This window comes from Neobacillus drentensis NBRC 102427 (assembly GCF_001591445.1).
GTDB classification, from domain to species: domain Bacteria; phylum Bacillota; class Bacilli; order Bacillales; family Cytobacillaceae; genus Neobacillus; species Neobacillus drentensis.
Genome location: NZ_BCUX01000003.1, coordinates 223,206 through 242,051, shown reverse-complemented (window position 1 = coordinate 242,051; position 18,846 = coordinate 223,206). Strand labels below are relative to the sequence as shown.

The 18,846-nt window shown below is 38.1% G+C and carries 17 protein-coding genes; all 17 read left to right on the top strand.

Annotation, left to right across the window (positions count from 1 at the left end):
* Positions 1-4: 4 nt before the first annotated feature.
* The 17 genes from BDR01S_RS01735 to BDR01S_RS01655 all read left to right on the top strand — a co-directional run bounded on the left by BDR01S_RS01735 (position 5) and on the right by BDR01S_RS01655 (position 18,843).
* Positions 5-1,198 (top strand): acyl-CoA dehydrogenase family protein, encoded by a 1,194-nt coding sequence (locus BDR01S_RS01735; RefSeq protein WP_066252825.1) that lies wholly within the window; start codon positions 5-7, stop codon positions 1,196-1,198.
* 101 nt (positions 1,199-1,299) lie between these two features.
* Positions 1,300-2,253, top strand: coding sequence for a VOC family protein (locus BDR01S_RS01730; protein WP_066252827.1), 954 nt, complete (start codon positions 1,300-1,302; stop codon positions 2,251-2,253).
* Positions 2,254-2,300: 47 nt separating this feature from the next.
* Positions 2,301-2,783 (top strand): flavin reductase family protein, encoded by a 483-nt coding sequence (locus BDR01S_RS01725; protein ID WP_066252828.1) that lies wholly within the window; start codon positions 2,301-2,303, stop codon positions 2,781-2,783.
* Between the two features lie 49 nt (positions 2,784-2,832).
* Complete coding sequence (locus BDR01S_RS01720) at positions 2,833-3,621, top strand: 2-keto-4-pentenoate hydratase (protein WP_066252830.1); 789 nt, start codon at positions 2,833-2,835, stop codon at positions 3,619-3,621.
* Positions 3,622-3,723: 102 nt separating this feature from the next.
* Complete coding sequence (locus BDR01S_RS01715) at positions 3,724-4,710, top strand: fumarylacetoacetate hydrolase family protein (RefSeq protein WP_066252832.1); 987 nt, start codon at positions 3,724-3,726, stop codon at positions 4,708-4,710.
* A gap of 29 nt (positions 4,711-4,739) precedes the next feature.
* On the top strand, positions 4,740-6,593 hold the full coding sequence (locus tag BDR01S_RS01710) for a XylR N-terminal domain-containing protein (RefSeq protein ID WP_169801396.1): 1,854 nt from the start codon (positions 4,740-4,742) through the stop codon (positions 6,591-6,593).
* A gap of 189 nt (positions 6,594-6,782) precedes the next feature.
* Positions 6,783-8,099 (top strand): MFS transporter, encoded by a 1,317-nt coding sequence (locus BDR01S_RS01705; RefSeq protein ID WP_066252836.1) that lies wholly within the window; start codon positions 6,783-6,785, stop codon positions 8,097-8,099.
* Positions 8,100-8,278: 179 nt separating this feature from the next.
* Positions 8,279-9,118, top strand: coding sequence for an alpha/beta fold hydrolase (locus BDR01S_RS01700; protein ID WP_066252838.1), 840 nt, complete (start codon positions 8,279-8,281; stop codon positions 9,116-9,118).
* Between the two features lie 26 nt (positions 9,119-9,144).
* Entirely contained in the window at positions 9,145-10,098 is a 954-nt protein-coding gene (locus BDR01S_RS01695) for a VOC family protein (RefSeq protein WP_066252840.1), read from the top strand.
* A gap of 60 nt (positions 10,099-10,158) precedes the next feature.
* The gene (gene tcuA, locus BDR01S_RS01690; RefSeq protein WP_082797275.1) at positions 10,159-11,685 is read left to right on the top strand and encodes an FAD-dependent tricarballylate dehydrogenase TcuA; all 1,527 of its coding nucleotides are present in this window, start codon (positions 10,159-10,161) and stop codon (positions 11,683-11,685) included.
* Between the two features lie 24 nt (positions 11,686-11,709).
* Positions 11,710-12,882 carry an acyl-CoA dehydrogenase family protein gene (locus BDR01S_RS01685; protein ID WP_066252842.1) on the top strand — a complete coding sequence of 391 codons (1,173 nt, stop codon included), beginning with the start codon at positions 11,710-11,712 and terminating at the stop codon, positions 12,880-12,882.
* A gap of 32 nt (positions 12,883-12,914) precedes the next feature.
* Entirely contained in the window at positions 12,915-13,784 is an 870-nt protein-coding gene (locus BDR01S_RS01680; protein ID WP_066252844.1) for an FAD synthetase family protein, read from the top strand.
* A gap of 443 nt (positions 13,785-14,227) precedes the next feature.
* Complete coding sequence (locus tag BDR01S_RS01675; RefSeq protein WP_066362961.1) at positions 14,228-14,923, top strand: GntR family transcriptional regulator; 696 nt, start codon at positions 14,228-14,230, stop codon at positions 14,921-14,923.
* Between the two features lie 122 nt (positions 14,924-15,045).
* Positions 15,046-15,345, top strand: a complete 300-nt coding sequence (locus tag BDR01S_RS01670) for a hypothetical protein (RefSeq protein WP_066252845.1) — start codon at positions 15,046-15,048, stop codon at positions 15,343-15,345.
* Between the two features lie 476 nt (positions 15,346-15,821).
* Positions 15,822-16,043, top strand: coding sequence for an FAD-binding protein (locus tag BDR01S_RS26165; protein ID WP_066252847.1), 222 nt, complete (start codon positions 15,822-15,824; stop codon positions 16,041-16,043).
* 270 nt (positions 16,044-16,313) lie between these two features.
* Entirely contained in the window at positions 16,314-17,876 is a 1,563-nt protein-coding gene (locus BDR01S_RS01660) for an ABC transporter substrate-binding protein (RefSeq protein WP_066252849.1), read from the top strand.
* A 22-nt stretch (positions 17,877-17,898) separates the two neighbouring features.
* A complete protein-coding gene (locus BDR01S_RS01655; protein WP_066252851.1) occupies positions 17,899-18,843 on the top strand; it encodes an ABC transporter permease in 945 nt (314 codons plus the stop codon).
* Positions 18,844-18,846 lie beyond the last annotated feature (3 nt).

Here is an 18,846-nt window from a genome sequence, read left to right as displayed (position 1 = left end):
TTTAATGGAACAAAGCGTATTGGACACAAAGAAAGAATTGGTAGAAAAGGCTAGAACTCTGATTCCAAAATTACGTCAATATGGGGAAGAAATTGAAAAGACTAATTCATTACCTAAAGAAATTATTAATGACTTGCAAAATGAAGGTACGTTAAAAGTGTTACGTCCACATCTGTTTGGCGGTTATCAAACAGATATGCGGACATATACAGAGGTTGTCACCGAAATATCTCGTGGAAACGGGTCGGCAGGCTGGTTCGTCGCTCTAAGTAATATCAGGGACTATATGATTTCTTATACCTTTGGAGAAAAAGCATTAAGCGAAATTTACAAACAAGGGGAAGATGTCGTCCTAGCTGGAAATTTCAAACCAATCAAATGTGACATCAAAAAGGTAGACGGCGGCTATTATATCGAGGAAGCACAGTGGCCGTTTGTTTCAGGAAGTCCACATGCTGACTGGTGTTACTTTGGGTTTCCAGTCTCCGATGAAAACGGCGGCGTAGAAATGGCCATTATGGTTATACCTCGTCATGAATTAGATATCCTTGACGACTGGTATGTAATGGGTCTAAAGGGATCAGGCAGTAATAGCTGTCATATTAAAAACGTGTTTGTACCAGACCACCATGTATCATTAGATCGTCTAGCAAGTAAAGGACATTATCTCATTGAGCCGCTTAAAGATGTCGCCTTATACAGGTCTTCATTTGTGCCTTCACTAACCTTGTCGATTGTAGCACCTGCGCTTGGACTCGCAAAGGCAGCAATGGATTTATATATGGAAAGGCTTCCAAAAGCAGGGATAGGAAATACCTTCTATAGCAAACAAGCTGAGGCCCCAATAACACATCACCAGGTTGCCCAGGCGCAGTTGAAAATTGATTCAGCAGAGATGCATCTTTATCGAGCGGTAGACAAAATTGATTCCTATGCTGAGCGTGGACAGGTAATGGATAAAAATGAAATTATCAAAGTAAAAGCAGACTTTGGTTATGTAAATCAATTATGCAAAGAAGCGATTGATCTATTAGTAGCTGGGGTTGGCTCGATGTTCACGTATGAGACAAATCCGATTCAAAGAGTCTATCGTGATTTTCTAACCATGCATTTACATGGCTTCATCACTCCATCAAGTTTAATTGAAACCTATGGTAGAGTCTTGTGCGGACAAGAACCTAATACTTATTTTGTTTAATATCGTTCTACTAATCTATTCAAAACTGTAGCTCAAATTATCTGACTAGTATCTAAAGTATATTTATTATAAATTTTTCGAAAAATTAGGAGGTATATGGGATGAGTTTACCAGAAATCGCAAAATTAGGGCATGTTGCATTAGTATCAACGGATCTTGACAAATCACTTTGGTTCTTTAAAGAGTTAATCGGTCTTGAAGAAACAGAAGTAGTAAACGGAACGCATTATTTACGTGCCTGGGGTGATTTTGAACATCATACGCTTTCAATTACTGCAGGAGAAAAGTCGTATGTAGACCACATTGCCTGGCGGACAAAACGACCGGAAGATGTTGAAGGATTTGCCCAACTTCTAACGGAAGCAGGGACAGAAGTAAATTGGGTTGAAGCTGGTGTAGAAGCGGGCCAAGGAAGAGCGATTCGCTTTCAATTACCAAGTGAACATCGCTTTGAAATTTATTATGACATGGAAAAAACATTAGCAGAGCCGTCCAAACGGTCCGTATTAAAGAATCAGACTTATAAATCATGGGCGCGCGGAGTTTCTCCTCGAAGAATTGATCATGTCAATATCCTTTCGTCGTTGAAGGCAAATGTCATTTCTGATTATTTAATAGAAAAGCTAGGTTTTAAAATGAGGGAATGTGTTCAAGCGCCAGATGAATCTTTAATTGGTGCGTGGTTAAGTGTCACACCATTGGTTCATGATATCGCAGTAAGCCATGATCCATTTTCACCATCAACACATCAAATACACCATTTGTCATACTGGCTTGATAATGCCCAAGACCTACTTCGTGCAGCCGATATCTTAGCTGAGAATGGGATCAAGTTTAAAGGTCCTGGTAAACACGGTATTTCCCAAGCTATGTACATTTACGTTGTAGACCCAGGCAGCGGAGTACGCTTAGAATTGTTTACCAATGGGTATTTAATCTTTGAACCAGACTGGGAGCCTATCGTGTGGACTTTAGATGAAATGGATGTTGGTTTTACCTTCTGGGGTGACCAAACGGACACACTGCCAGAAAACAATCCGACAATAGAAGCATAAGAATATAATAGATAACATAATCGGAAAAGCAGAAAGGGGTCATTAGAATGGATGATCGTTTATTTAGAACCGCAATGGGAAAATTTGCAACAGGTGTAACCGTTATTGCAACAGATGTCGAGGGTGATGTGCATGGAATGACTGCAAATGCCTTCATGTCCGTGTCACTCAGTCCAAAACTAGTTGTTATCTCGATTGGGGAAAAAGCAAAAATTCTTGAGAAAATAAAACAAAGTCAAACATTTTCAGTCAATATTTTAGCTGCAGATCAACAGGAACTATCAATGATTTTTGCTGGACAAATTAAAGAGCCGCGGGAAGTCAGTTTTGATCGTCTTGATGGGAAACCAGTATTAGCTGGTGCTGTCGCCCAAATTGCGTGTGAAGTATCTGCTGAGCACCTCGAAGGGGATCATACTCTTTTTATCGGAAAGGTAACTGATATTAAGCTTGAAGATGCGGAACCACTTCTTTTTTATAGTGGACGCTATCGTACCTTAGTAGAGGAATCAACTATTCCATCAAATTAAAAAAATCACCACCATTCTTTAATAGCATCGACATAAAGGAGCAATGGTAATGGATATTCAAAAAGCTGCTACAGCATTAATGGAAGCGGAAAGTGAGAAACAGCCGATTGCGCCCTTTACTTCATCTATAGAAGAAATTTCTGTGGATGAAGCCTACCAAATTCAGCTGCACCAAATTCATCATAAAGTAGATAAAGGCGCAGTAATTGTTGGGAAAAAAATCGGTCTCACAAGTAAAGCGATGCAGGATATGTTAAATGTGAACGAGCCAGATTATGGGCATCTTCTAAATGACATGATCTATGAGGACGGAGAGACGATTGAACTAAATCAGTATATCCAGCCAAAGATTGAATTCGAAATTGCCTTTGTCTTAAAGAAAGATTTAAATGGTCCTGGAGTAACAATGAATGACGTCATTGAAGCAACCGATTACATCGTGCCGGCACTCGAAATTATTGACAGTCGGATTAAAGACTGGCAAATCAAGTTCGAAGATACGGTAGCAGACAATGGTTCTTCAGCAGGAGCGGTTATCGGCAAAACAACAGCTAAGATAGAGGGGCTTGACCTCACCAAAATCGGCATGAATGTATTTAGGAATAATGAATTTTTGGACTCTGCCGTAAGTGCAGCAGTAATGGGGAATCCCGCGCAAGCAGTTGCCTGGCTTGCTAATGCCCTAGGTAATTATGGTATATCTCTATATGCTGGTGAAGTTATTCTTGCTGGAGCTCTTTCAAAGGCGATAGTTATCGAAGATGGGGATACATTCACAGCAGAATTTGAACAGTTGGGTTCAGTATCAGCGAGCTTTAAAAGATACCGTTTAAAGTAAAAAAACACTAGTATTAATTATGTTTGAAGACTCCTTGTATATCGTTATGTGAGGAGTCTTTATTGTAAGAAAATATATATCCGTAAAATGAGGGGAGATATAATGGGTATTAAAATTGTTAGATTTGAACATAAACAAAAAGTGCAATGGGGAGTTGTATCCGTCGATCAAATCCTCCTTTTATCAGGTACATACCAAAGTTTAGCTGATTTTTTGGAGCAAGGGAAAGAGGAAGCTCGTGCCATCAATGCACAAGATAATACAGAATCAGTTTCATTAAACGAAGTGACGATTTTGAGCCCGGTGACAAAGCCGGCACGAATCATTTGTCAGGGAGTAAATTACTCAGAGCATCGTTCTGAGACGGGAATGGAAGCTGCACGAGCTCCTTTTAATATGATTTTTAGCAAAGCTGACAGTTCCCTTTGCGGCGCAACGAGTGAAATTGTAAGGCCGCGCGGTGTTAAACTACTAGATTATGAATTGGAGCTTGGTCTCGTAATCGGAACAGAAATATCAGAAGCTTCAGATATAACTGATGAAAACCTTCATCTGTATATTGCGGGGCTTGTGATTGTTAATGATGTCTCAGCACGAGATGTACAGTTATCCCAAGGGCAGTGGTTGAAAGGTAAGAGTTATCGAACCTTTTGTCCAACAGGTCCTTATCTTTATTTGCTTGACAAGGATGAACTACCATTGATTCATGATCTTGACTTAAAGCTATGGGTGAATGATGAATTAAGGCAATCTGCTAATTCAAACCAACTGCTCTACAAACCTGCAGAAACCCTTACAGAGTTATCTGAGATTATGGAGTTATCACCAGGGGATCTAATTGTTACTGGAACTGCAGGCGGGGTTGCTCTAAGTCTAACTCCACAAGTAATGGAACTTTTATCTAACATGGCTATTCCTTATCAACAAAAGTTGAATTTACTTGAAGAGGGACAATTAATCAGCGGCAAATATCTTAAGGATGGCGATGTCATTCGCTGTCAGATCAAAAGTGTGAATGGTGTGATTGATCTTGGTGAGCAAATTAGTAAAGTGGTTCCAAGCAAAGGAAAAACCCTTGTAAACTCCTAATAACTCGAATTAGAGAGGGGGAATAAATGTTGGCTAGCATTGCTGAATCTTATAAACCGAGCAAATCCTTGGATGGTAATAAAAAAATCCTTTCCACGGCTGCTGCATTTGGCCTGCTGAGAAAAGGATTAATTGAGAATCTCGGTACCAAAAGAGCAAAAGGATTTCTTATTCGCTATGGCTGGAATTTAGGAATAAGTGATGCAGAAGAAGCAATGAAAACTAGTTCTTCAATAAATGAACTTCTTAATCAAGCTTCGATTCTCCACTTAAGTACGGGGCATTTTAGAGATATACAGTCCGAAAGAATAATTGAAATGAGTGATTCAGAAACCATAAAATCGATCCTTGGCAAAGGAAAATGGATTGACTCATTTGAAGCAATGGAGCATATCAAGCACCATGGCCAATCAGAAGCACCTGTATGCCATACCTTGACAGGATATGCGAGTGGTTATATGTCAACAGTCTGCAGGAAAAGTGTGATTGTAAAGGAAATTAGCTGTATTGCTATGGGAGATGCTGAATGCTGTTTCGAAGCAAGACTTCAAGAGGATTGGGGTAATGAAATTCAAGAGGAGCTTAAGTTCTATCATGAAAGTAATATCATTGATGAACTGGAGTATACTTATGAGCAATTGTTAGAGCAACGGAATTTTATCGAAACCGTGTCTAAGTTCCATAAGAAATTAACGGAAAGTGTTTCGAATGGAAGCAATCTTCAGGATATTGCTGATAACACGTTTAAATTATTGAGAATCCCCATTTCTATTGAAGATTTAAGCTTCCAAAAGATTGTTTACTCAGGGTTGAAAGAAGAGCAATATAGTAGTCTGAATAACAACTTAAAAGAGAATTTAATTCGTAAAAATAGGAATAATCACAACCTGCTGCCATTATTTAATGAAACGACCAGAATAGTGACAGGAAAACAGGAACGTTTAATTACTCCCATTATTGTCCAAAAAAAAGTTATTGGGTATTGTACCTTTCTTTATATAAATGAATCAGGTAAAAGCGCTGAAACAGATATTATGTTTATCGAGAGGGTTGCCAATGCCGCCTCATTGTACCTTTTAAACGAAAAAACAAGTTTTGAAGCACTTGAAAAAATGAAGGGGTATTTTTTAGAACAAATACTTAAGGGACAATATTCTTCCAAGGAGGAAATTGTTAAGCGTGGCCGGCATATGGGATTTGACCTTGAGAACCCTTTCTATATTGCCGCAATTGATTATAAAGAGAAGGGAAAGACAACCCAGAATAGCTTTGATCACTATGAACAAATATTAGAGACCATTGCCAAGTATCTCGATATCCAAGGATATAAAGCGTTAATTGGTCAGTATGAGGGGCAGATTATTATGCTGATCCCCGAAACAGCAAATATTATCGCTATAATGGAAAAGATACTGAAACATATTGAAACAACGTATTCAACTTATCAATATAAAGTAGGGATAAGCGATAAATCTGAGGATATTGAGAGTATTTTGGATTATTTCGAAGAATCCTTAATCGCCTTAAGGATGTCCACGGATAAAAAAATTAATGGTTTTAAAGATTTAGGGATAGTAGGTGTCCTTATAAATTCAAAAAATGTAAGCGGGATTAAGAAAATCGCAAAACAAGAATTTGGACCACTATATAAATTAAATGATGCGAAACAAAAAGAGTTACTGAAAACACTCTATGTCTTTTTATCGAATGGTGGGAAACTTCAGCAGACGATGGATGACCTTTCCTTATCTATGAGTGGTCTAATGTATCGAATTAATAAGATAGAAACGCTTCTCAAAAAAGATTTGCGTGATTCTTCCCAAAGCTATCAGCTCTTGCTCATTCTTGACTCACTAATGGCATTGGGAGAGCTAAAAATATAGACAACTAAGGGCAGTCCAAATTGGATTGCTCTTATTTATTGAACTCATCATTTGATAATAACCAACAAAAACAACTTGAAAATAGTGTAAAATCCAATATTTTTTACTCTAGATACAGTATACAGAATTTTCTAAAATATAAAAATGTAAGCAGTTTCAAACACCAACTATTTATAGGGAGGAATTTATTTGAATCAAGGACAATCTATTAATCTGATTGAAAAAAGCACGGTAAAGAAAACAATGAAGAGAATTCTACCATTTATTTTGCTTTTGTATGTGGTTGCCTTCTTAGACCGAGTCAATATGGGTTATGCTGCCTTACAGATGAATGCGGATTTGTCATTAACAGCAGAAGCATTTGGCTTGTTGTCTGGTCTATTTTTTATCAGTTATTTCCTCTTTGAAGTTCCTAGTAATATGATTTTGAACAAGGTGGGGGCACGGGCGTGGATTGCCCGTATTATGATAACTTGGGGAATTGTCGTTGTTTTACAAGGGTTTATCCAATCTGCAACTCACTTATATATATTACGCTTTTTACTGGGTGCAGCGGAAGCGGGATTTGTCCCAGGGATCATTCTTTATTTAACGTATTGGTTCAGGGCACGTGAACGCGGGAAAGCAACAGCGCTCTTTTTTGTAGCCTTGCCATTAAGTGCGTTGATCGGTGCCCCGTTGTCCACATGGATTATGGATACAATCACATGGAGTGGTATGGCGGGTTGGAGATGGATGTTTATCTTAGAAGGTTTGCCAGCTATTATTTTAGGAATTGTGGTTATATTTTATTTGACCAATAAACCTGCTGACGCAAAATGGTTAACGACGGAAGAAAAAACATGGCTTGAGGGAGAATTAGACAAGGAACGAAAATTAAGTTCCCAATTAAATAAAACCTCTCATCTCGGCATGTTGAAAGAGTCAAAATTGTGGAAATTAGCTTTATTTAATATCGCTGGTTTTATCGCAGTGAATGCACTTTCTTATTGGATGCCAACTATTATTAAATCTTTGTCTTCATCTTCAACGACCAACTTACAAATTGGCTGGTTAGCGATGATTCCATCGATTGTTGCGATTCCGTCGATTCTTTTTACAGGATGGAATGCAGATCGAACGAACTCACACAAATTGCATTTAGGAGCAAGTGTGTTTATTGCTATGGTTGGATTCATTGGCTGTGCTTTTGTATCAAGCGTTCCACTTATGGTCTTAATGCTCTCTATTACTTCCGCGGGATTATATGGTATTTCGGGTACTTTTTATGCATATATCACTTTCTTCTTCTCAGAATCTACTGCACCAGTTGGCATTGCTTTAGTTAGCACTCTTTCCTCCTTAGGGGGTTTCGTTGGACCATATATTATGGGTGTCTTCAATTTTAAACAGGCTATGTTCATCATTGCTGGATTCCTGCTAATCAGTTTAATCACACTCACAACACTTAAATTAGCAAAGAAAGATCAGAAGGAAATTGAAGATAAAATAGTCGTAGAAATATAATTAAAAAACCAATAAAAACTATCTAAAAATGGTAGGAAGTCAGATGATTTTTTCTCTAGAATTAGAATGCTGAATTTTCTAAAATTTAGATAGAGTTAAAATACGAAATAGTGAAAGGGGTTACATTCCATTAGATGTTCCCATGATTGTTTTATTTTTAGAAGGAGGAGAATTTCAAAATGGCAAACATTACTCAACAACTAGTTAAAACGGATAACTTTGAAACATTTGTAAACCGTTCGGGTGAGGGCAATTCTGAAACTATATTATTCTTACATGGCTCTGGACCAGGTGTTTTCGCATGGGCTAACTGGCGGTACGCATTAAATACTTGCGGTGAAACCTATGACTGCATTGCTCCAGATCTGCTTGGCTTTGGACAAAGTGGACATCCTGAGGAACTTCCAAAGAACAGACAGGGATGGACGAACCTTTGGGTAAAACAGCTGATTGAATTGCTGGATCGCTACGGGATACAAAAGGCTCACGTGGTTGGGAATTCGTTAGGCTGTTCCATTGCATTGGAACTATTACTAGAATATCCTGAACGTTTTGGCCGGGTTGTCTTAATGGGACCTGGAGGGACACCGAATACAAAGCTAAGTCCTGAACTAGCACGTGCTAAGGGATTCTACGATAATCCATCCGAAAAGAAAATGCGTCAAATTATGGGCTGGTTCGTGTATGATGCAGAAAAACTTGCTCCAGAAATAGACTCACTTGCCGCTACACGATATGAGACAGCAATGCGTCCGGAAATCCATCTTTCTAACGAATCCATCTTTGCAACAGCAGCTGTCCCTGTGCCAGTAACTGCACTTAAACGAATCCAAAATCCAATATTACTTGTTCATGGACGTGATGATATGGTTTGCTCAGTAGAATCTAGCTATTATCTACTCTCACATCTCCAGAATGTTCAATTGCATGTATACGGAAAGTGCGGCCACTGGACGCAAATTGAGAACCAAGAAAGCTTTAATAATTTAATCCAAAACTATTTCTCTAGTTCAATCTAAAAAATATAACATGCGGAGGTATAAAGATGACTTTACCAGAGATTGCAAAGTTAGGACATGTAGCACTTGTCACTCCAGATTTGGAAAAATCATTATGGTTTTTCAAGGATGTCATTGGATTAGAAGTAACAGAAGAAAAAAACGGAACCTATTACTTACGTGCATGGGGCGACTTTGAACATCACTCTCTTTCTTTAACAGCAGGAGAGAAAGGATATGTTGATCATATCGGCTGGAGAACGAAACGTCCGGAAGATGTGGAGGGCTTTGCCCAGCTGCTTGAGAAAGCCGGAACAGAGGTTAACTGGATTGAAGCGGGCGAAGAAGCTGGTCAAGGACGAGCGATACGCTTTAAACTGCCAAGCCAGCATTCTTTTGAAATTTACTATGATGTGGACAAGCCTAAGGCAGATGAAAAAAGACGTTCCGTCTTAAAAAATCAAACGTACAAAGCATGGGCGCGCGGTTGCTCGCCAAGGCGATTTGACCATGTAAATATTGCTACTTCCATGGATGTCGGTGAAATTCTCGAATACTTAGGCAGCCAATTAGGATTTAAGCTTCGTGAATATGTGAGATACAATGAAAAAACGACCGTTGCAGGCTGGATGAGCGTCACTCCTTTAGTTCACGATATTGCAGTTATTTCAAGACCGCAAGCAGAAACACCAAACCAGCTTCATCACATTTCCTATTGGCACGATAGCGCTCAAGATATCCTAAGAGCAGCGGATATTTTGGCTGAAGCAGGTATCAAATTTATTGGGCCAGGTAAACACGGTGTTTCGCAGGCGTTTTATCTCTATGTATGTGACCCAGGCAGCGGCTGCCGTGTGGAGTTATTTAGCGGATCCTATTTAATTTTTGAACCAGACTGGGAACCGGTCGAGTGGACGGAGGAAGATCACTCGATTGCTAACACTTATTGGGGAGAAACCGTAAGCGATAAGGAATTGAATAAACCAACGATCGAAGCGTGATTTATAAGCTGACTCAGGAAATAGCTTGAGTCAGTTTTTTTGAAAGCGAGGGATAGTTTTGTGACGGAAAACAAAATCTATGAAACTGATATTGTTGTAGTAGGAGCAGGGAATGCCGCCATGTGTGCTGCAATAGCGGCTCGGGAGAATGGTGCTAATGTTATAGTGCTTGAAAAAGCACCAGAGGCTGAAAAAGGTGGTAATAGCACGTTTACTCATGGCTCCATCCGATTTGCCTATAAAGATGTCGAAGAGTTAAAACAAATTATGCCTGACCTAACGCAGGAAGATATAGACATGACAGACTTTGGGTCGTATATGGAGGAAGAATTCTTTGATGATATGTGTCGGATAACGGAATATCGAACCGACCCAGAGCTTGCCTCCCTCTTAACAAGTAAAAGCTTCGAAACAATGAAATGGATGCAGTCCCATAAAGTCAGGTGGGTGCCCATCTACGGTCGCCAAGCCTTTAAAGTGGATGGTATCTTTAAATTTTGGGGTGGAATGATTGTTGAATCCGTAGGTGGAGGACCAGGTTTAGTTGGAGCATTACATGCTGAAGCAGAGAGTTTAGGTGTTCAAGTGTTATTTAATGCGATGGCGACCGAACTCATTCACGATGATGATGGCGTGCATGGAGTCGTTTTTAAGCATAATGGAAAAACAACTGAAGTCCATGCGAAAGCGGTTATCTTAGCATCTGGGGGTTTTCATGCCAACCCGGAAATGAGAACTCGATACTTAGGTCCAAATTGGGATCTAGCTAAAGCAAGAGGGAGCCGTTTTAATACCGGCGAGGGCATTCAAATGGCGTTAAATATTGGAGCTCTTGCTGCGGGAAACTGGTCAGGCTGCCATTCCGTTGGCGGAGACCGCTATCTGCCAGAATTTACAGAAGGATTTCAAAAACTCAGTTATCCGTTTGGAATACTAGTAAATGCTGAAGGAAAGCGTTTTGTTGACGAAGGGGCAGATTTTAGAAACTACACATATGCGAAATATGGAAAAATGATCCTCGAACAGCCAGGCCAATTTGCTTGGCAGATATTCGATTCTAAAGTAGCAGGGCTTTTACGAGAGGAATATCGGGGACGAAAGGTAACCAAGGTCAAAGCTAATACCTTAGAAGAATTGGCGGATAAGCTTGACGGTGTGGATAAGGAAGGTTTTTTAAAGACGATAGCGGAATACAATGAGTCTGTACGTAAAGATATATCATTCAATCCTAATATTAAGGATGGCCGTTGTACAGATGGGTTAGCAGTACGGAAATCCAATTGGGCCAATACCTTAGATGAAGGTCCATTTGAGGCGTATGCTGTCACATGCGGAATCACCTTTACGTTTGGCGGCTTACAAATAAACACGAATACCGAGGTTCAAGACGTATTGTCCCAATCGATTCCAGGGTTATATGCTGCTGGAGAACTGGTAGGCGGCCTATTCTACTTTAACTACCCTGGTGGTGCGGGCTTAATGGCCGGATCCGTTTTTGGGAAAATTGCTGGTGAAAATGCCTCACGTTTTATTACCCAAGTAAAAGAAAAAGAGGAATGTTTTGAAGGTATAAGTAAGGGAGATTAAAAAAATGAATAAGGGGTGCAAAATATGGTAAGCAAAGTAGTGGATGAATACAAGGCCGATTTGAGCCTGTTATTAAAAGGGGCAGAAAAGGTTGGAGAAATTGCGGAATCGGAAGCACTAGAAGCAGATCAAAACAAAACGGTTTCAAAAAATGTCATTGATGCGATAAAAGAGGCTCGATTATCTAAGTTGTTACTTCCAAAAAAATATGGGGAGCCACAAGTAAATTTAAGAGAGTATTCCCAAATTATTCGAACGGTTGGAAAATATAATACTTCTGCTGCTTGGTTAACTTTTCTATATTCCATTCATAATAGTTTAGTAGCATTTATGACGAAAGAGGGAGCAGAAGAAGTGATAAATCAAGGCGGATTAATTGCCGATATTTTTGCTCCAATAGGGAAAGTGGAAAAGGATGGGGACGGTTTTCGGATTACAGGTAAGTATAGTTTTGTAAGCGGAATCTTATATAGTGACTGGGTGGCTCTTGCTGTGAAAATGAAACTGGATGGCAGTGAAGAGACTGAATTATGCATGCTAAATATACCGATATCTGATGTGGAAATAGTAGAAAATTGGGATACGTTAGGACTAAGAGGTACGGGGAGCAACCAGGTAATTGTCGATAATGTATATGTTCCAAAGCACCATCTAATACGGCTTACGGTTGCCGATCGTACAGGCAGACCGCCACAGGGTTATGATAAAGACTATCCTCTTTATGATGTTCCATTTTTCTCATCCTTTAGTGTCGGATTCCCAATGGTTGCATTGGGTGGTGCTGAGCGCCTACTTCAGGAATTTAAAAACCGAACGGAAAAGCGGGTACGAATGGGAGGAAATTCCGCTAAAGATTCCCGACATCAGGGAGTATTGGCTGAATTAACGATTAAATATTACGAATCAGAAGGTCTACTAGACAAATATATTTCTTTATTGGAAAACTATGAAATGGGAAAAGAAGATAAGCGTGGTGAATTCGCGGCGATACGGGCAAAAATTACAAAGAACGTAACGGATATTGCGGTAAAAGTTTTATTGACACTTGGCGGATTTTCCATGTTTAAAGGAGATCCAATTGAAATATTCGTACGCGATCTTTTGGCAGTTTGTACCCATCGATCCAATCTTTACGAAGATTCTGTTGAGTCTTTTGGAAAGACACAATTTGGCTTTGATGTTTCGATTAATGGGTAAAGCGTAATGTGAAATAAGAAGGAGGCACCTGCATGGAGACGATTTATTTGAATCCCGATAATCTGACACACTGGCAGCAAAAAGCAAAACCAAGTATCATGGCGCTAGGATTTTTTGATGGTATTCATATCGGCCACCGTGAAGTCATTCGAACAGCATTTAGGAAGGCAAAAGAGGAAAATCTACTCTTAACGGTAATGAGTTTCTTTCCACATCCCAAAACCGTTTTATCAAATGGAAAAACAAAAGTAGAATATCTAATGCCGTTACCTGATAAAGAGAAACTGTTCTCTGAACTTGGTGTCGATATTTTTTATATTGTTGAATTCGATTGGGAGTTCGCATCGCTGTCGCCAGAAAAGTTTGCTGCTAAATATTTACTCGATCTCGGTGTCGTCCATGCAGTTGCAGGTTTTGATTATACGTATGGCTTTCGCGGTGAAGGGAATATGGATCGATTGAAACGAGATTCGGGTGGAATCCTCAAAGTTACGAAAGTAAATAAAGTCGAATACCGTGGAGAGAAAATTAGCTCAACAAGCATTCGGGAAAAATTATCAAAGGGAAATGTGGAAGACTTGCCTGCCTTTTTAGGATGTTCCTATGAAATTGGCTGTGAATGGGACGGCAGTGCGTTGAGAGTTAAACCTTACTATACCCTGCCATGTCAGGGCAAATATGCTGTTACCTTATCAAGCGGATGTCATTCACAAGAAATAGAAGTATTTGTGACAAATGAAAACGAAATGATCCTGCTTCAAAATGTTTCGGAACGATTCTTAAAGAGTGATACAGCGGTTTTGGTTACTTGGCACCAGCGGTTAACGGAAGATAGAAGGGATTCAATTTGCGAAAGGGATTGGTTACACTCTTCGAAATTAAGTTTTGTGTGGAATGGATGATAAGATAAAAAAAGAAAATATTCAGAGCAATAAAACGGAAAAAACTTAGAAAAAAGCTAATTTTGAACTGTCCTCAAAAGGTGGACTAAAATATTTTGATAATTGCTAGGTGGTAATAATTCTGTACTTTACAGGACTCATACCACCTAGTTTTTTTTACGATTGAAATTGTATTAATCAATTCAATCTGCTGAACTGCTGAAGCTTGAGTTTCGGAAAAACATGTGCAAAAAAAGGATACCACGTCAATTTAACATTTACTTTTTTAACAGGGTAAATAATATCGATTAATTGATTATAAAAATATATTGACAATTAGAGCATATTTCAAATAAAATTAGGCTAACACTTATAATTGTATACAATTACACAAATGTACAGTTATACAATATAGTAATTCCACTATTGAAATTACTAAATTAACTAAAAAGGGAGCTCTAATAATGCTGAATTCATCTCAAATGAATCGGAGGCTATCTACAAAGGACTTTGTTTATTTCGAAATTAAGAAAAGAATTATTGAGTGTATCTTAGCTCCTGATCAACCTATTAATGAAGAGTATTTAGCTACTGAACTCAATATAAGCAGAACACCAATTAGAGAAGCCTTACAGAGGCTGGAAATTGAAGAGCTTATCCTAAGATTACCAAATGGGCGCCTTAAAGTAGCACCTATCTCAATTCAAGAGGTTGAGGAAATTTTTCATGTTCGAAGCTTACTTGAAGGGCTGATAGCTAGGGAGGCAACGACAAAGGCAACATCTAACGATATACAAAAGTTAGGTCAATTTACGAAACTTATTGTCACTGCGGCTAATAATGATAGAGGAGATGAAGTTGTTTATTATGGAAGTGAATTTCACTCCTATCTTTATCAAATTAGCAAAAATAAAACTGCAAATAAAATTTTAAATCAACTTAATGATCACATTTCTAGATATCGTAGGTTAGGACCCATTAAAAATAATGAGAGAAGTAGAAATGCCGCAAAAGAACACCTAGAAATGTTTGAAGCAATCTCCCATAAAAACCCTGATAAAGCTGAAAAATTAATGAGAGAACATATTAACAATAGTTTAAAGGCCGCTGTTCATACAATTGAAGTACATCTTCAACAAAATATTGATGAAAACAATTGATTAATAGCATTTTTAAGTAGAGCTCAAAATTGAGCTCTTAAAAAATAAATAAAATTTTCAGATTAATCAAAATAGACAGATGATAGTGATGATTTATCAAAAGATCCAATAACATTCATTTTATGAAACAAATAAAGAGAGAAAATACCATTGGATTATATCATCCCGGAAGAAATGGCATTAACCAGAACCATCCCGAGCAACATTTGACACTGGCTGGGTTAAATAACAAAAATTGCGTTCAGCCAAATGATATTTCAAATGTAATGGCCGATTCATGCTTGTTTAAAGTGAATGCGTTTACAGTTTTTCCGATTGATGCAATTGGAAGTTGTAGTATTGTAGCCTTATTAGATCCTGAAAGATTTGTTGGGAAATTTACGAAAGAAGGGGAAATATGTGAATGGAAACAGGAAATATGAAACAGATATTTTAATTGTTGGAGCAGGGAGCCAACGTTATTGTCCTAGAAAAGTCACCTGAGAATGAAAAAGGCTGAAACAACGCTTACACCCATGGATCCATTAGGTTCGCCTATAACCGTATAGAAGATTTAATACAAATTATCCCTGACCTTACAACGGAGGAAATAGAGAATACAGACTTCGGAATTTACTCGGAAGAGAATTTCTACGATGACTTATGTCGACTAAGTGAATATAGGACTGATCCTGAATTATCCTTACTTTTAGCAAGTAAAAGTTTTGAAACAATGAAATGGCTTAGATCCCATAAGATTAGATTTGTGCCTATATATGACCGTCAGGCTTTTAAGGTTAATGGAAAATTCAAATTTTGGGGTGGGATGGTTGTCGAATCAGTAGGTGGTGGTAATGGTTTAATTGAAACTCTTCATAATTAAGGAAAAAATTGGGGGGTTCAAATACTTTATAATGCTATGGCTACAAAGCTGATACATGATAATAAGGGTGTCCATGGAGTTGTTATTAAGCATCATGGCGAAACGAAAGAAATTTATTCAAAATCAGTTATTTTATCTTCTGGAGGATTTCATGCAAACACAGAAATGAGAACTCGATATTTAGACACAGGTGGAGATCGTTATGCACCAGAATTTGGTGAAGGCTTTCAAAAGCTAACTATCCTTTCGGAATTATAGTAAATGCAAAGGGGGAGCGTTTTGTAGATGAGGGCTCTGATTTTCACAATTATACCTACGCAAATATTGGAAAACTAAAACTAGAACAACCCGGACAATTTGCCTTGCAAATATTTGATAACAAGGTATCCATCTTTTACGTGACGAGTATAAACTTAAACAGGTTACTAAGGTAACAGCAAATTCAATAGAAGAATTAGCTAAAAAACTTGATGATATTGATCCTGACGGTCTTTTACAAACAATAAAGTTATAGGGGGAATAATCAATATGAAAAAAATCCAATTTAAAATGAGTTTTATAGTTTTATTATTATTTACATTTACAATCGTTTTAGGGGCTTGTTCCTCAAAAACTGACACAAAGGCTATAGAAAACAGTAAAAAAGAGGTGGATGAAGGTACCCCTCAAAAAGGTGGAAATGCAACGATCGCTTATGAAACAGATGTAGCTAATTTTGATCCAATTAAGGCAAGCGGAGGAATCAATTTTCCTTTATTGTTTCCAGTCTATGATACATTAATTCACTTTTCTCCTGAACTAGAGCCTCAACCAGGATTGGCCGTGTCTTGGAAATATTCAAATGATTCTACATTGATTCTTACATTAAGGGAAAATGTTAAATTTCATGATGGTACTACCTTCAATGCTGAAGCAGTAAAATTTAATATTGATCGAATAAACTCTGATAAATCTATGTTGACCGATTTGAAAAATATTATAAGTGTAAAAGTGATAGATGACAAAACGGTTCAATTAAACTTAAAACAACCAGATTCATCAATTTTATTAGCGCTATCGGATCAAGCTGGGATGATGGTTTCACCAAATGCTGTTGAAAAAAACGGAGAAAGTTATTCTCAGCATCCTGTTGGTACTGGTCCATTTAAAATGTCAAGACATGTACCAAATGGTGAAATTGTTTACGAAGCAAATAAAGAATACTGGGATGGAGACCTTCCGTATTTAGATAAAATGACGGTTAAAATTATGGCGGAAGAAACTACTAGAATAAATGCACTGAAATCAGGTGAAGTCGATTTTGTAGAAAATATTTCTCCTGGTACTGTTTCATCTCTTGTAAATGATAAAAATCTTAAAGTGATTCAAGAAATATCATTGCCATTTAAAATGTTGTATTTAAATGATGCTAAAGCTCCGCTAGATAACAAAGCCGTACGACAAGCCATTAATTTTGGTATCGATCGTGAAGCACTTATTAAAGCTATTAATTTTGGAATTGGGGAACCTGCATATCAGCCATTTCCAAAAGAATACTGGGCTGCAAATAAAGATTTAAAGATTAACTACGACCCGGAAAAAGCAAAACAAATTCTAAAAGAAGCTGGGATTAACAAAGTTTCATTTAATTTGGTGCATCATTCAATGGCCTATGATCAAAGGGTTGCTGAAGCCATAAAAAGTCAACTGGCGGAAATTGGAATTGAGGTTAAACTGCAAGCGATGGAGCAGCAGGCTGCGCTAGCTAACTTTTGGGATGAAAAAAAAGCAAACAGCTTCCTTGGAAGATGGTCAGCCCGTCCAGATCCGCAAATTACAATAAAAGCATTATATTCTAGTGGGAGCTACTATAATACAGGCCACACCACAGCAGAAATTGATAAGCTGATTGCTGAAGCTGGGAAGACTTATGATCAAGAAAAGCGTGCTAAATTATATATGCAAATTAGCGAGAAGGCAATTTTAGAAGAAGCAATTGGAATCCCATTATTTTTTACGCCAAGAACAGCCATCATGAATCAATCGTTAAAGGGATATGTGCCAAATAAATTAGAAAAGCCAGTTTTTTCAACACTTTGGAAAAAGGAATAAACAACAAAGGGAGCGATTTAAAGTGTTTTTAAAATTTTTACTTCGGCGCATATTATACGTAATTCCAATGCTATTAATAACAACGCTCATCGTATATTCTTTTATCCTTTTAATACCAGGCGATCCAGCTTTAACGTTGCTTGGAGAGAATGCAACCCCAGAAAAAATAGCCCAGTTGCGCCAGCAACTTGGGCTAGATCAATCGATTATTTCGCAATACTTCGATTGGTTAATAAATGCTTTAAAGGGGGATTTAGGGCGATCTGTTTTTACAGGACAATATGTACATGAAGCAGTAATTGAACGTTTAGCTGTTACATTTCAACTTGTTGTAGTAGCAATGATTATTTCGATTTTTGGTGGAATGTTTTTTGCTATTACATCTACATTTTTCCCAAATAGTTGGATCGACTATGTCTCAAGGTTCTTTGGAACACTTGGAACTGCACTACCTAATTTCTGGCTAGCAATGCTGCTTATTTTATTCTTCAGTCTACACCTTGGTTGGGTCCCAGCGACAGGTTTTACCAGTATAACTGAGAATCCTTTTGAATTTTTTAAAGGGATATTGTTACCTGCCATTTCTCTTGGTGCAGTTGGAACAGCGCAAATTACAAGGCATTTACGGTCATCATTGATGGAAGTAATGAGTGCGGACTATGTACGGACAGCTTATTCCAAGGGAGTTAATCGTTGGCAAGCAATTCTAAAACATGGTATCCAAAATGCTATGCTACCTGTTGTAACGACAATTGGGATTTTATTTGGTCATTTGTTAGGTGCAACAGTTGTTATTGAAACGGTTTTTGCCATCCCTGGTATAGGACAGCTTGCAGTAAATTCGGTATTACAGCATGACTTCACTATGCTTCAGGGAGTTGTACTGATTATGATTGTCATGGTCATTCTCATTAATTTTATTACTGATATCGTTTATGCACTTTTAGATCCACGGATCGAGTACTAGTAG

Excerpts from the sequence above, each read along its gene's own strand:
- BDR01S_RS01735 (WP_066252825.1), top strand. The coding sequence starts at position 5 with ATGGAACAAAGCGTATTGGACACAAAGAAAGAATTGGTAGAAAAGGCT.
- BDR01S_RS01730 (WP_066252827.1), top strand. The coding sequence starts at position 1,300 with ATGAGTTTACCAGAAATCGCAAAATTAGGGCATGTTGCATTAGTATCA.
- BDR01S_RS01725 (WP_066252828.1), top strand. The coding sequence starts at position 2,301 with ATGGATGATCGTTTATTTAGAACCGCAATGGGAAAATTTGCAACAGGT.
- BDR01S_RS01720 (WP_066252830.1), top strand. The coding sequence starts at position 2,833 with ATGGATATTCAAAAAGCTGCTACAGCATTAATGGAAGCGGAAAGTGAG.
- BDR01S_RS01715 (WP_066252832.1), top strand. The coding sequence starts at position 3,724 with ATGGGTATTAAAATTGTTAGATTTGAACATAAACAAAAAGTGCAATGG.
- BDR01S_RS01700 (WP_066252838.1), top strand. The coding sequence starts at position 8,279 with ATGGCAAACATTACTCAACAACTAGTTAAAACGGATAACTTTGAAACA.
- BDR01S_RS01695 (WP_066252840.1), top strand. The coding sequence starts at position 9,145 with ATGACTTTACCAGAGATTGCAAAGTTAGGACATGTAGCACTTGTCACT.
- BDR01S_RS01685 (WP_066252842.1), top strand. The coding sequence starts at position 11,710 with ATGGTAAGCAAAGTAGTGGATGAATACAAGGCCGATTTGAGCCTGTTA.
- BDR01S_RS01680 (WP_066252844.1), top strand. The coding sequence starts at position 12,915 with ATGGAGACGATTTATTTGAATCCCGATAATCTGACACACTGGCAGCAA.
- BDR01S_RS01675 (WP_066362961.1), top strand. The coding sequence starts at position 14,228 with ATGCTGAATTCATCTCAAATGAATCGGAGGCTATCTACAAAGGACTTT.
- BDR01S_RS01670 (WP_066252845.1), top strand. The coding sequence starts at position 15,046 with ATGAAACAAATAAAGAGAGAAAATACCATTGGATTATATCATCCCGGA.
- BDR01S_RS26165 (WP_066252847.1), top strand. The coding sequence starts at position 15,822 with ATGGCTACAAAGCTGATACATGATAATAAGGGTGTCCATGGAGTTGTT.
- BDR01S_RS01660 (WP_066252849.1), top strand. The coding sequence starts at position 16,314 with ATGAAAAAAATCCAATTTAAAATGAGTTTTATAGTTTTATTATTATTT.